Below are 13,603 nucleotides of genomic sequence, written 5' to 3' on the forward strand. Positions count from 1 at the left end.
GCGTTGATCCGCCCCCAAGATTGTCGCACGCTATCAACCCCATTGCCGGTAGTGCTTACAAACATATCGTCAAAACACGATATATGATTCGCCCATCGACGATACCCGTCAGCCTGACCGAAACACCCAGCCTTTCCATGCCGACCGAACTCGACATCGACGCGATCCTGAAAGCGCTCTCGAACCCTGTGCGCCGGGAGATTCTCGTCTGGCTGAAAACGCCCGGCGAGCATTTCCCGCAGCAGACGCTGCCGTACGAACACGGCGTCTGCGCGGGCCAGATCGACGCGCGCTGCGGGCTGTCGCAGTCGACCGTCTCCGCGCACCTCGCGACGTTGCAGCGCGCGGGGCTCGTGACGTCGACGCGGATCGGCCAATGGGCGTTCTTCCAGCGCAACGAGGCCGTCATCGACGCATTTCACGACGCCCTGCGCCGCGAACTCTAGCCAACGGCCGAACCGGCCATGCGGGGCGCCATCGCACACGACGCGACGGCTTCCCGCCTTTCGTGAAGAGGTTATCTGTCATGCCCACGCTGTTCGATCCCGTTACCCTCGGCGACCTGACCCTGCCGAACCGCATCGTGATGGCGCCGCTCACCCGCTCCCGTGCGGGCGCGACGCGTGTGCCGAACGCGCTGATGGCGCGCTACTACGCCGAGCGCGCATCGGCCGGCCTGATCATTACCGAAGCGACGTCGGTCACGCCGCAAGGCGTCGGCTATGCCGACACGCCGGGCATCTGGTCCGACGAACAGGTCGAAGGCTGGAAGCAGATCACGCAGGCCGTGCATGCGGCCGGCGGGCGCATCGTGCTGCAACTCTGGCACGTCGGCCGGATTTCCGATCCGATGTTCCTGAACGGCGACCTGCCTGTCGCGCCGAGCGCGATCGCCGCGGGCGGCCACGTGAGCCTCGTGCGTCCGCCGCGCCCGTTCGTGACGCCGCGCGCCCTCGAACTCGACGAAATTCCGGGCATCGTCGCCGCGTACCGCAAGGGCGCCGAGAATGCGAAGGCAGCGGGCTTCGACGGCGTGGAAATTCACGGCGCGAACGGCTACCTGCTCGACCAGTTCCTGCAGGACAGCACCAATCGCCGCACCGATGCGTACGGCGGCCCGATCGAGAATCGCGCGCGCCTGCTGCTCGAAGTGGTCGACGCGGCGATCGACGTGTGGGGCGCGGGCCGGGTTGGCGTGCATCTCGCACCGCGCGGCGACGCCCATACGATGGGCGATTCCGATCCGGCGGCCACGTTCGGTTACGTCGCGCGCGAACTCGGTCGCCGCAAGATCGCGTTCATCTTCACGCGCGAATCGTATTCGGGCGACCAGTTGAGCCCGCGCCTGAAGGAAGCATTCGGCGGCCCGCTGATCGCGAACGAGCAGTTCACGCTCGACACCGCGCAGGCCGCGCTCGCGAACGGCAGCGCCGACGCGATCGCCTGGGGCAAGCTGTTCATCGCGAACCCGGACCTGCCGCGCCGCCTCGAAATCGGCGCGCCGCTCAACAAGCCGGTGCCGGAGACGTTCTACGCGGAAGGCGAAACGGGCTACACCGACTACCCTGCGCTGAGCGACGCGGCCTGACGGTAGGACGGCGCGGGTTCAGGCGCGCACGTCGGCACGCATGAACACGCGCTGCGTTTCGTCGAGACCGAGCGCGACGTGGTGCGCGCGGATCGCGCGCAGCGCGTCGTCGAGAGATGCGTCGTCGATGATGTGGAAACCGAGGCGCGCGTAATAAGGGGCGTTCCACGGCGCGTCGCGGAACGTCGACAGCACGACCTCGACGATGCCGTCTTGCGCGGCGCGCGCCATGATCCGCTCGATCAGGCGCGCGCCGATCCGCTGCCCCGCATGCGACGGCGCGACATCCAGTTCCTCCAGATACAGCCGCTGCGCATCGAGCAGCCGGTAGAACGCGAACCCGACGCACGTGCCTTGCGAATCGACCGCGACGTACGCGCGACCGTCGTCGATCCGCATGAGCACGGCAGCCGCATCGGTCGGCTCGCCGTCGGCGATGTCGGCCATGCCGACCTCGCGAAACCGCTGCGCGGCGGCCACTTCCACGGCGGCCATCGCGGCCGCGTCTTCCCGCGTGGCGGGGCGAATCAGGATCGATGCAGGCATGACGGCAATTCGGGCAGGCAGTCCGGGACGGCCGTCACTATAATCGAAACCTCATACGTATCGTTTCGAACGCCCGATCCACGGGGTTCGCCAGCTGCGGCAGCCCCGGCGACCCGCCGCCCGCTAACAGCGAAACGCCTTGCGCCAGACGCCCTGCTCCGGCGTGCGAGCGTTGCATTCGATCAGCGCGCGCACCAGCGCCCAGTCGTCGTCATCGCAGAAATCGAGCAGCATCGCGCCGTACGGGCCGCGCTGTTCGCGCAAGCGCACCGCCAGTCGCGCATGAATGCCCGGCACGCGGCCATCGCCGTGTGCGACCACCGACGGATTCGCGCCCATCCCCGTTCCGCTGCAGAAATTGAGCGCCCAGCGGCCGCTGTCCGGCAGCGGCAGATGCGTCAGCAACGCGTCGATCGCACGCCACTTCCATGCGATCGATGCGGCCACCGGCACGCGATACTCGTCCTGAATCACGAACGCGCCGTCCGGATGGTCGATCGTGAACGTCGCGTTGTCGGGCCACGCGGTCAGGTCGATGCCGAGCGGCCGGCCGCTGCGAAAGCGCCGCAACAGCACGACCGCGCCGCGCACGTCGCCGAGCGTCGGCAGCGTGCCGCCGGCATGCCAGCGCAGCCGCGGATGCCGCGCGCGATGCGCGTCGAACGTCGCATCGAAACCGCGCGTGCACGCACGCGCCGGCCATTCGTCCTTCACCGACATCACGATGCATTCGCGCGGATGCGCATCGAGAAAGCGCGTACAGGTTGCCAGCACGTCGTCGAACGTCATGCCGAGCGCGATGCCGCCGTGATGGATGTCGAACGCATCGCGCACGTGCCGGCAGCGGATGTCGAGCAGCCGCACGCCATGCGCGAGCTGCGCCTCGAGCGGCGCGCGCTGCGTGCGCACGAGCAAATCGTCGACCGTATACGCACAGGTGTCATGGCTGCCCGGTAGGGTCAGCGTATGCAGCGGCCGCGCGTCGTCGAGCGCCGACATCCAGTCGGCAGGCGGCACGCACGTATCGTGGCTCGAAGGGATCATGAATCGATGAATGACAAGGAAAGAAAACCGTGGGTCACGGCGTCGGATGTCGCGGCGCGGGCCGGCGTCTCACGCTCCGCAGTGTCGCGCGCGTTCTCGCCGACGGCAAGCATCGCGCCGCAAACACGCGAACGCGTGATGGTCGCCGCGCGGGCGCTGGGCTACCAGGTCAACCTGATCGCGCGCGACATGATCACGCAGCGCAGCAGCATGATCGGCGTCGTGACGGCCGGATTCGAGAACCCGTTTCGCGCGCGGCTGCTGTCGGACCTGATGGCCACGCTCGGGCAGCGCGCGCTCACGCCGCTCGTGACCAATGCGGAAGACCCGCGCCAGATCCGGCAATCGCTCGAACAACTGCTCAGCTATCGGATCGCGGGCCTCGTGATGACGTCCGCGTCGCCGCCGCTGTCGGTCGCGCAGCAGTATCTCGAACACCGGATTCCGGTCGTGATGATCAACCGCGAAGCGAACCTGCCGGGCGCGGACGTGGTCGTCAGCGACAACGCGGCGGGCGCGGTCCACGCCGCGCAGCGGCTCGTGCGGGCCGGCGCGCGCCGGCTCGCGTTCGTCGGCCCGCGCGGCACGAGCTACAGCGCGCGGTCGCGCGCCGCGGCGTTCGAACAGGCGCTCGCGCAACGCGACGCATTCGACGCGACGCTCGTCCGCGTGCTCGACACGCCGTCCGACACCCACGCCGGCGGGATCGACGCGGCGCGGCAACTGTTCGCGACGGGCGAGCGGCCCGACGGCGTGTTCTGCTCGTCCGACCTGCTCGCGCTCGGCGTGATCGACGTCGCACGCCGAGAATTCGGCTTGCGCGTACCGGACGACCTGCGCGTGATCGGCTTCGACGACATCCCCGCCGCCGAGTACGACGCCTATCGGCTGACGACACTGCGGCAGGACACGCGCGGCCTCGCCCTCGCGGCGATCGACCTGCTTGCGGACCGGCTGCAGACGTTCGACGGCCCGTCGCGCACGCGAGTCGTGCCGGTCACGCAGGTGGTGCGAAACAGCTGCGCGTGACGACGCAGGACCGGGCGCGGTCACCTCGCGCGTCACTTCAATCCGCCCGCGAACCCGCGCAACAGGTAGCGCTGCACGTAACCGGCCACGGCGAGCGTGGGCAGCGACGCCATCAGCCCCGCGCTCATCAGGTCGCCCCAGTCGATCCCGTTCTCCGTCACGTAGCCGGCGATCGCGAGCGGCAGCGTGAAGCGGCTCGGCGTCGACACGAACAGCAGCGCGATCAGGAATTCGTTCCAGGCCGCGATGAACACGAAGATCGCGGTCGCGATCAGCCCCGGCGCGCACAGCGGCAGCACGATCTGCACGAGCCGCCGCGCGAGCCCCGCGCCGTCGATGCACGCCGCCTCTTCGTACTCGATCGGGACGTCGCGCACGAACGCGAGCAGCATCCAGATCGCCATCGGCAATGCATAGATCTGATACGCGAGCATCAGGCCGAGCGTCGAATCGAGCAGGTGCAGCCGCTTCGCGAGCGCGAACAGCGGCACCGCGATCGTGATCGGCGGCATCAGCTTCAACGCCAGCACGAGCACCAGGAACAGCAGGTCGAGCCGCGCCGGAAACCGCAGCCGCACGAGCGCATACGCGGCCGGAAACGCGAGCGCCAGTGCGAGCAGCGTCGTGCCGAAGCCGACCAGCAGCGAATTGAACAGCGGCGCGCCGATACCGTTCGACCACACCGACGCAAAATGCTCGACGGTCGGCGCGGCCGGCCAGATCCGCAACGGATGATCGAGGCGTTCGAGCGTCGGCATGAAGGCCGCGCCGGCCATCCACAGGCACGGCAGCAGCAACAGTGCGAGCGCGACGATGCGCAGCGCCCACGGCACCGTTTGACCGAATGCGGCGCCCGTTCGGGCGCGCGGGATACCCATCGATCGCGTCGTCATGCGCGCCGCTTGCGAACCGTCTGCCATACGTACCCCGAGACCAGCAGCGCGGACGCCGCGAGCATCAGCACCGACGCGGCACTCGCCGGCCCGACGTTGAAGAAGCGGAAGCCCGTGTCGTAGATATAGGTCGACAGCGTCTGCGTCGCGTTGCCGGGGCCGCCGCCCGTCAGCGCATAGACCTTGTCGAACAGCTTGAACGTGTCGATCGAGCGCAGCAGCAGCGCGAGGCCGATCTGCGGCGCGGCGAGCGGCAGCGTGATGTCGCGCAGACACTGCCACTCGCTCGCGCCGTCGGTGCGCGCGGCTTCGTACAGTTCCGGCGGAATCGACTGCAGCCCGGCCAGCACGATCAGGAACGCCATCGGCGTCCACTGCCAGACGTCGACGAGCGCGAGCGACCACAGCGCGAGATGCGGATCGGACAGCCAGCGCACGCCTTCGATGCCGAACGCCGCGAGCAGCGCATTGAGGAAGCCGTCGAAGTTCAGCCAGTTGCGCCAGATCGCCGAGCACACGAGCGTGGACAGCATCATCGGCAGGATCGCGAGCGGCAATGCGATGCGCCGGCCCGGAAACGCGCGCACGAACAACAGCGCGAGACCGAAGCCGAGCGCGACTTCGGCGAGCGACGCGACGATCGTGAAGCGCAACGTGTTGCCGAAGCCGGCCGCGAACGCGTCGTTGCCGAGCACCGCGCGATAGTTCGCGAGCCCCGCGAACGCGCGGCGGCCGGCCGAGTAGTCGACCCGGCAGAACGAGTCGATCAGCACCTGCGCGACCGGATACAGCGCGAGCGCGGCGAGCACCAGCAGCGCGGGCCCGAGCAGCGCGACGAACGGCAGGCTGCGGCCGAACGCTTTCATGCGCGAGCTCCGGCCAGCGGATCGACGTGAGCCGTCACTTGCCAGCCGCGGCCGTCGCCTGCGCGATCTTCTGCTGCGCCTGGCGCAGCGCGGCGTCGGGCGCGGCCTGCCCCGTCAGCGCGAGCTGCAACTGATCGCCGAGAATGCTCTCGACCTGCTGCCAGTCCTTCACACGCGGCCGCGCACGGCCGGCCTCGAGCGCCTTCAGTTGATCGGGATACCAGCGGTACTGGCGCACCAGCGCCGGATCGTTGAACACGCTGCGGCGGGTCGGCGGAATGCCGATGCCGGCGAGGCGCGTCTGCGTGTCGCGCGCGGTGAGGTACGCGAGAAAATCCTGCGCGAGCTTCGCGTGCGGCGCGTCCTTCGGAATGCCCATCTGCCAGATGCCGAGCATCGGCGCCGGGCCCGCGGTCTGCCCCGGCGGCGGCTGCAGCGCGATCTGCCCGACCACGCGCGACTGCTTCGCGTCGTCGAGCGCCGGCACCCACGCCGGCCACACCTCGATCGACTGCGCGGCCGTGCCGCGTTGCAGCGCGTCGCGCACTTCCGCCGCGCCGTACACGTCGACGTCCTTCGGCGCGAACGCCTTCAGCGCGAGGAACGTCTTCAGCGCGGCCTGCGCTTCGCGCGAATCGATCGTCACGTTGCCGGCGTGGTCGAACACGTCGCCGCCGTACGCCCACAGGATCGGCAGGAAGCCCGTGACGACCGGGTTGCCCTTCGTGCCGCGGAACACGACACCCGACACGCTCTTGTCCGCGCCGCCGACGGTCTGCGCGATCTTCAGCACGTCGTCCCAGTTGCGCGGCGGTTGCAGCTTGTACTTCGCGAGCAGGTCCTTGCGGTACGCGAACATCTCGACGTTGCCGACGATCGGCAGCGCGTACAGCGCACCGGCCGCATTGCGGCCGAGCGCGACGGCGGACGGCACGAGATCGGCGTCCGCGAGCGCCGCGGGCAGCGGCTTCAGCCAGCCGTTGCCGATGAATTCCGGCGCCCACGTGTCGTCCATCATCACGAGGTCGTACGCGCCGGTGCCTTCGCGCATCGACAGCTTGAGCTTCTGGTACAGGTTCGCGTTCGGCAGCTTGAGCAGCTCGATCTCGGTGCCCGGATGCAGCTTGTTGAAGCCGGCGACGGCGTCGGCCAGCCCCTTGCCGTAGATGTCGTCGCGGCCCGCGATGACGAGATCCGCCGCGAAGGCGTGCGTGGCGGCAACGGATAGCGCAACGGCGGCGGACAGCGCGCGCAGGCGGCTCAGCAGGGTCATGTGGTCTCTCTCGATCGGCGTATGGAGCGGAACAATCATGCGTTGCACACGTGTGCAACGCCGGCGACGGGTCAAGTCGCCTGAAGCGTCGCCATTGTTCACGCAGACCGTGAAGGTATTGTGGCAAGCCGCAAGCCGGGCAACCTGACGCGCGGATGCCGTCGATCCGGGTCCATTCAGTCAAGCATACGGACGATTTTTTTCAAGCAAGGCTTTCCATCGATCGCCCGATGCCGCCTCATGCCCGTGAAGACCGCACGGCGGCACGCGACCGGCGTGCCACCGCCCGCCGTTCGAGGTCAAAAGTTCACACGAATCCCTGCCATCACCGCCAGTTGCCGGCTCGAATTGCTGTTCGCGAGCACCGGAATCTGCGCATAGTTGACCGCGTTGCCGCTCGCGTCGGTGCCGAGCCCCGTGCCGCTCGCGACCTGGCCGATCGCGACCGCATACAGCGCGGTGCGCTTCGACAGGCTGTAGTTCGCGCCGACGTTCACCTGGTGGAACCGCGTCGTGCCGCGCCCGTCCGTATGCGCGGCGTTGAAGATGTACGCGACGCCGCCTTGCAGCGCCGGCGTGAACATGTATGTGACGTTCAGCTCGCCGATGTCGAACGTGAACGCCTGCGTGCGCGGCTGCGCGTCGGTCGAGAAATAGCGGCTGTCGCCGAGCCGCGTGTGCGTGTAGGTCAGCGCGACCGTCGCCGCGCCGAGCGTGACCGACCCGCCTGCGCCGAACGCGCGCATCGAGCCGGCATCCTGCAGCAGGCAGTACATCGCGCCCGGGTTGCTGCACGCGAAATCGCCGATATAGCCGCTCGCGCCGCCGAGCGCCGCGTCGAGCGGCTGGTGCAGGTCGAGGTAACCGACCGAGAACGCCACCGGCGCCCGCGTGTACGTCGCGGCCACCGCATAGCCGCGCTTCGCGGAAAAATCGCCGGCCTGCCCGCCGAAGCTGAACGTGCCGCCGAACGTGAGGCCGTTGAAATCGGCGCTGGTGAACTTCACCGCGTTGTTGAAGTTGAACGCGGCATTCAGGTTGTCGACGTCGCCGAGATGCGAGCCGTACGGCGTCGCCCAGTTGTTGCTCGATACGTACGCGCCGAGCATGTCGGTGTACGAGTCGTACTGGCGGCCGAGGCCGAGCGTGCCGATTCCGTCCTGGCGCAGCCCGACCCATGCCTGCCGGCTGAATGCGGTGCCGCCCTGCAGCGCCTGCCCGTTCGCGGACAGGAACTGCTGCTCGAGTGTAAACACCGCGTTGAGGCCGCCGCCGAGCGGCTCGGCGCCCTGGAAGCCGAAGCGGGACGGCACGAGGTTGCCGCCGCCCATCTGCCAGGCATGGCCGCCGCCCGTGCTGCCGTCGGCGCGTGTGAACTGCTGGTTCGTCGAATAGATGATGCCGGTGTCCACGGTGCCGTACAGCGTCACGCTCCCCGAAGTCTGCGCGTGTGCGTGCAGGCAGCCCAGCATGGCCGCGGCTGCGGTCAGTCGTCGTCCGTTCTTCATGTCCCGCCCCTCTGTGATCATCGATTCGCAGTGCGAACCGATGGTGTTTTCGATATGGGTGACAGGACTTTATCCAGCGAAAATTCCGGACCTCTATCGCAAATCGGCAAACGGTGGGGGGTGCGACCCGCGACGACGCCGTGCGGCGCCGTCACGATGCGCGTGCGTCATTCGGGACGCGTGGTCTGGGAAGGCAGCTCGCCGAACAGGTCGCGATACTCGCGCGCGAAATAGCCGAGGTGCGTAAAACCCCAGCTCGCGGCGGCTTCGCCGACGCCGAGTTGCTGCGCCGACGTCGTGCGCAGCAGGCGACGCACCGCGTTCAGCCGGATCGTGCGCAGGTAGCCGACCGGCGTGACGTCGGCCACGCGCTGGAAGCTCGTTTGCAGCGTGCGGCGGCTGCAGCGCAGCGCGCGACACAGTTCGAGCACGGTGACGGGTTCTTCGGGCCGGTCGCGCAGATGCTTCTCGCAGCGGCTCACGATATCGCTGTAGGTGGCGTGCGTGATGTCGCGGCGCTCGACGCCGATACCCTGTTCGAGCGCATCGAGGAACATGCCGAGCATCGCGTCGCGAAACATCTTGCGGGTCGCCGCGTATTCGAGGCAGCCCGGGTTGCGCTGGGCCTCGTCGATCAGCGCCGACAGCCGCACGCCGAGCGCGACGCCCTGCGCGTCGGACAGCCGCGTCACGTGCCGCAGCCGGCGCGCGCCGGCCGCGCCGAATTCGGCTTCGCACAGCTCGTCGACCATGTCGGACGCCGCGCTGATCCCGACGAGCCCCATCCCTTCCGGCGTGTGGAATTCGAAATCCTCGCCGGCGCGCAGCGCGAGCAGCGCATAGCCGTCGACCGGCTGGCCCTGGAACGTGCCCGCGAGCGGCACGGACAGCGGCACCGCGAGCGACGTGCGCGCGACCGGTGCGAGCCCGGTTTGCGCGACGCGCCGGTTGGTCGTTTCGCGGAAGAAGTGGAAATCGTCGTACAGCACCTGCGTGACGGTGCCCTTGAAGCGGCCCGGCGTCATCTGACGGTAAACCTGATGCCAGCCCGCGATCGCGAGCCCGTGATCGTGCACGTCTTCGTGTGAGCGTGACTGGAACAGCATCGGCATCTCCGGTAAAACCCTGATTCCTGGATGCGGCCGCCGGGTTTGCGCGGCACGCATCGCCACAGCTTACCCTCGCAAAATCCCGTGTAGTGCGGTTTCGAACGCAAGACAGGCCGCCGACAGCGCGGCGGCCTGCTCGTCGATCAGCCTGACGTAGCGGCGAAACGACGGCATCCGGTTCACGATCTCGCTGCCGCCGAACGGCACGATCGCGAGCGTCCAGCGGCCGTCGCGGGCAACGCCGCCGTGTGCGTCGATGACGCAGTCGGTCAGGTGCAGCGGCCGCAGCGCGTCGGCCAGCGACGGCTCGGCGAGCAGCGCGGCCAGCGTGTCGATGAAGACCCGGTCGCATCCGGGCCCGGGCACCGCATCGACGCCCGTGCGGCGCAGCCAGCCGGTCTGCCGCACGCGCGCGCGGCCCCGCGCCGCCGGGCCGTTCGCGGCTACCGTCACCTTCACGCTGACCGTATGCATCAGGAACTGGCGCTCGACGCGCTCGTCGACGCTCACATGCACGCCGTTCGGCAGCCGCGCCGTGGCGCCGCCCACATCCGTATCGCGCACGGCCCGCAGGTCGGCGAGCACGCGCGCGGCGATCGCGCCGGGCCGATGGCCGGGCGGCGGCGCATCGGGCGCCGCGCGCCGCGGGGCAAGCGCGGCCTTCACGACGCGACGTGCTCGTTGCGCAGCACGTCCTCGACCGGCACCGGCCTGAACGGATGCCGGCGCTGCACGACGAGCGTCCAGAACAGCGCGTACAGCGCGGTGAGCCCGAGCATCGCGCCGAACGGCACGTAGATGTCGCGCGGGTTCATGCCGGGCGGCGTGATGTACCAGATCGCGAGCACGATGCCGACGCTCGACACGATCTGCGGCAGCGGGAACAGCGGCGAACGGTACGGCCGCGGCAGGTCCGGGCGGCGGATGCGCAGCATCACGACCGACGCGGTGACGAGCAGGTACGCGGTGCCCCACGCGCAGGTCGCGGCGAGCACGAGATGCAGGATGCTGTCGAGATTGCCGTTGATCAGCCACGCATGGAAGATCGGCACGATCGCCGCCGCGACGATGCCGACCACCGGCGTCTTGAAACGCGGATGCAGGTACGCGAAGCAGCGCGGCAACGCGCCGTCGATCGCCATCCCGTACAGGATGCGCGGCAGCCCGGCCATCAGCGTGTTGATCGTCGCGGCGCCCGCGCACAGGAACGCGATGCCGAACCACACGCGGCCGAACGGCCCGAGCACCTGCAGCGCGAACGCGGGAATCGCGCCCGGCGTGTCGAGCAGGTGCGTGAGGCCGTCGGGGCTCACCGGCACGTTCGCGACCTGGCGGCGGATCGCCGCGCCGTACAGGAACATGCAGATCGCGACGCCGACGAGGCCGAGCGCCATCGCGCGCGGAATCGTGCGGCCCGGCGCCTTCATTTCCGGCGCGAGCGGCGTGACGAACTCGCAGCCGACGAACATGAACATCGCCATCCCGACCAGCGACAGCACGGCCGGAATCGACGTGCCGACTTCCGAGCCGCCGAACCAGCCGTCGAGATGCACGGCCGGCGCGGCCGCGAGCCCGAGGATCCCGAAGATCATCAGCGACAGCCACATGCCGGCCGTCAGCACGATCTCGAGCTTGCTGAACACCTTGATGCCGATGATGTTGGTGATCGCGAACGTGACCACGAGGCCGACGCCGACGAGCCACGAGCTGTTGTGCTGCTCGAACGCGGCGTTCAGCGATTCGAAATTCACGAGCGCCATGATGCCGCTCAGGATCGTCTCCGCCGTGCCGGCGAACACGTGCACGAGGAAATACGCGGAAATCGTGCCGGTGATCGCCCAGAAGCGGCCGAGCCCGCACGACAGGTAATCGTAAACCGAGCCGGCCGTCGGCAGCATCGCGGCGGCTTCGGAGAACGTGGTGGCCTGCGCCTGCATCATCACGAACGCGATGATCATCGCGACCGCGAACGCCCAGCCGCCCATCCCGAAGCCCGACGTCGCGGTGAGGATCACCGGGCTCGCCATGATGAGCCCGACGGCGCTCGCCAGCGCGGTCGGAAAACCGACCGCCCCCGCCTTCAACGCGGTGCCGCCGCCCGCTTCAGCCGGCGAGCCGCCAGGCGTATCGCCCGCGGCGCCGGTCACTCCTGACCATCCCGACATCGTTGTCTCCTTCGTAGGTTGGCCCGAACCGGCGCTTCGTCAGCGGCCGGGGGCCAGATGCTCTGCGGTCGGCCCCGGTCGGCGCTTCAGCGCTTCGATCCCGGGCCCCTGTCGATCACGGCGTGATCCGATGTCGAAAAAATACGCAGGCAAAATAATCCGGTCATAGCGCAAATCGGCAAACCCGCGACGGCGTTCCCCCCTTCCGCCGCGGATTGGCCGTCATGCGATCACGCCGTTACGCGAACGGCACGGCCTCGAAGCCGGCCGCGAGCGCGTCGACGATCCGGTCGAGCTGTTCGCGCTGGATCACGAGCGGCGGCGACAGGATGATCTTCGTGCCGACCGGGCGCACCAGCACGCCGTTCTCGCGCGCGACTTCCGCGACCGCGTTCGCATAGCCCGACAGCGGATCGATCGGCTCGCGCGTGTCCTTGTTCGCGACGAGGTCGAGCGCGAGCATCAGCCCCTTGCCGCGCACCTCGCCGACCGCCGCGAAGCGCTCCGCGAACGGCTGCAGCGCTTCGAGCAGATACGCACCCTGCTTCGCCGCATTTGCCGGCAGGTCCTCCTTCACGACGATGTCGAGGCTCGCGATCGCGGCCGCGCATGCGACCGGATGGCCGGCGTACGTGTAGCCGTGCATGATCGCCCCGCCGAAATCGGCATTCGCGGCGAACGCATCCTCGATCCGCGCGTTCACGACCGTCGCGCCGAGCGGCACGTAGCCCGACGAAATGCCCTTCGCCAGACACATGATGTCCGGGCGCACGCCCCAGCCGCGACTGCCGAACAGGCAGCCGCTGCGGCCGAAGCCGGTCACCACTTCGTCGGCGATCAGCAGCACGCCGTAGCGGTCGCACACCTCGCGCACCAGCGGCCAGTAGTTGGCCGGCGGCACGATCACGCCGCCCGCGCCCTGAATCGGCTCCGCGATGAACGCGGCGACCGTATCGGGGCTCTGGAACTGAATCTCGCGCTCCAGCATTTCCGCGCAGATCCGGCCGAGTTCCTCCGGGTCCTGCGTGAACGGGTTGCGGTACAGCCACGGCGTCTCGACGTGGAAGCAGCCGGGCAGGTTCGGCTCGTAGTTGCGGCGGAACACCGTGTTGCCGTTCACCGACGCGCCGCCGAAGTGCGTGCCGTGATAACCCTGTTTCAGCGAGATGAACTTCGTGCGATCGGCCTGGCCGCGCACCTTCCAGTACTGGCGCGCGATCTTCAGCGCGGTCTCGATCGCATCGGAGCCGCCCGAGCTGTACAGCACGCGGCGCATCCCTTCCGGTTCGAGCAGGTCGATCACCTTCTTCGACAACTCCTCGGCGCGCGGATGCGAAATGCCGTCGAACAGCTGGAAGTATTCGAGTTCGTCGAGCTGGCGCACGATCGCGTCCTTCACTTCCTGGCGGTTGTGACCGACGTTCACGTTCCACAGGCCCGCGACGCCGTCGACGAGCTTGCGCCCCGCCTCGTCGAACACGTAGCAGCCGTCGCCGCGCACGATGCGGATCGGCTTGCGCTGTTTCATCTCGTTCGGGTGCAGCATCGGGTGCCAGAATTTCGCTTCGTTGTAGCTCATTGC

13 protein-coding genes are annotated in these 13,603 nt (G+C 68.6%); 3 read left to right on the forward strand and 10 right to left on the reverse strand.

Annotation, left to right across the window (positions count from 1 at the left end; genetic code table 11):
- Positions 1-137 precede the first annotated feature (137 nt).
- Together DTA15_RS12785 and DTA15_RS12790 are read left to right on the forward strand one after the other, a co-directional pair.
- Positions 138-446, forward strand: coding sequence for an ArsR/SmtB family transcription factor (locus DTA15_RS12785; RefSeq protein WP_006496873.1), 309 nt, complete (start codon positions 138-140; stop codon positions 444-446).
- Between the two features lie 80 nt (positions 447-526).
- Positions 527-1,588 (forward strand): alkene reductase, encoded by a 1,062-nt coding sequence (locus DTA15_RS12790; protein WP_006484418.1) that lies wholly within the window; start codon positions 527-529, stop codon positions 1,586-1,588.
- An 18-nt stretch (positions 1,589-1,606) separates the two neighbouring features.
- On the opposite strand, the gene DTA15_RS12795 is transcribed toward DTA15_RS12790, so the two are convergent.
- Both DTA15_RS12795 and DTA15_RS12800 read right to left on the reverse strand, forming a co-directional pair.
- On the reverse strand, positions 1,607-2,134 hold the full coding sequence (locus DTA15_RS12795; RefSeq protein ID WP_006484423.1) for a GNAT family N-acetyltransferase: 528 nt from the start codon (positions 2,132-2,134) through the stop codon (positions 1,607-1,609).
- A gap of 123 nt (positions 2,135-2,257) precedes the next feature.
- On the reverse strand, positions 2,258-3,178 hold the full coding sequence (locus tag DTA15_RS12800) for a phosphatidylinositol-specific phospholipase C (protein WP_152332076.1): 921 nt from the start codon (positions 3,176-3,178) through the stop codon (positions 2,258-2,260).
- A 6-nt stretch (positions 3,179-3,184) separates the two neighbouring features.
- Between DTA15_RS12800 and DTA15_RS12805 the strand changes: the two genes are divergently transcribed.
- A complete protein-coding gene (locus tag DTA15_RS12805) occupies positions 3,185-4,207 on the forward strand; it encodes a LacI family DNA-binding transcriptional regulator (protein ID WP_006493904.1) in 1,023 nt (340 codons plus the stop codon).
- Positions 4,208-4,239: 32 nt separating this feature from the next.
- Here DTA15_RS12805 and DTA15_RS12810 read toward each other — a convergent pair whose 3' ends face one another.
- The 8 genes from DTA15_RS12810 to DTA15_RS12845 form a co-directional block, all read right to left on the reverse strand.
- Positions 4,240-5,100: a carbohydrate ABC transporter permease gene (locus DTA15_RS12810; protein WP_020979708.1), complete on the reverse strand. Its 861-nt coding sequence runs from the start codon at positions 5,098-5,100 to the stop codon at positions 4,240-4,242.
- The gene (locus DTA15_RS12815; protein WP_006485592.1) at positions 5,097-5,966 is read right to left on the reverse strand and encodes a carbohydrate ABC transporter permease; all 870 of its coding nucleotides are present in this window, start codon (positions 5,964-5,966) and stop codon (positions 5,097-5,099) included. The genes DTA15_RS12810 and DTA15_RS12815 overlap by 4 nt, the downstream gene beginning before the upstream one ends.
- A gap of 34 nt (positions 5,967-6,000) precedes the next feature.
- On the reverse strand, positions 6,001-7,239 hold the full coding sequence (locus tag DTA15_RS12820; RefSeq protein ID WP_006485597.1) for an ABC transporter substrate-binding protein: 1,239 nt from the start codon (positions 7,237-7,239) through the stop codon (positions 6,001-6,003).
- A gap of 299 nt (positions 7,240-7,538) precedes the next feature.
- Positions 7,539-8,747, reverse strand: a complete 1,209-nt coding sequence (locus DTA15_RS12825) for a porin (protein WP_012493450.1) — start codon at positions 8,745-8,747, stop codon at positions 7,539-7,541.
- A gap of 167 nt (positions 8,748-8,914) precedes the next feature.
- Positions 8,915-9,853, reverse strand: a complete 939-nt coding sequence (locus tag DTA15_RS12830) for a helix-turn-helix domain-containing protein (protein ID WP_006485599.1) — start codon at positions 9,851-9,853, stop codon at positions 8,915-8,917.
- A 69-nt stretch (positions 9,854-9,922) separates the two neighbouring features.
- Positions 9,923-10,522, reverse strand: coding sequence for a DUF3156 family protein (locus DTA15_RS12835; RefSeq protein WP_012493452.1), 600 nt, complete (start codon positions 10,520-10,522; stop codon positions 9,923-9,925).
- Positions 10,519-12,021 carry an APC family permease gene (locus tag DTA15_RS12840; RefSeq protein ID WP_006493968.1) on the reverse strand — a complete coding sequence of 501 codons (1,503 nt, stop codon included), beginning with the start codon at positions 12,019-12,021 and terminating at the stop codon, positions 10,519-10,521. The genes DTA15_RS12835 and DTA15_RS12840 overlap by 4 nt, the downstream gene beginning before the upstream one ends.
- Before the next feature lie 238 nt (positions 12,022-12,259).
- Positions 12,260-13,600, reverse strand: coding sequence for an aspartate aminotransferase family protein (locus DTA15_RS12845; RefSeq protein ID WP_006483976.1), 1,341 nt, complete (start codon positions 13,598-13,600; stop codon positions 12,260-12,262).
- Positions 13,601-13,603: the final 3 nt, after the last annotated feature.

The sequence above is a fragment of the Burkholderia cenocepacia genome (assembly GCF_900446215.1).
GTDB classification, from domain to species: Bacteria; Pseudomonadota; Gammaproteobacteria; order Burkholderiales; family Burkholderiaceae; genus Burkholderia; species Burkholderia cenocepacia.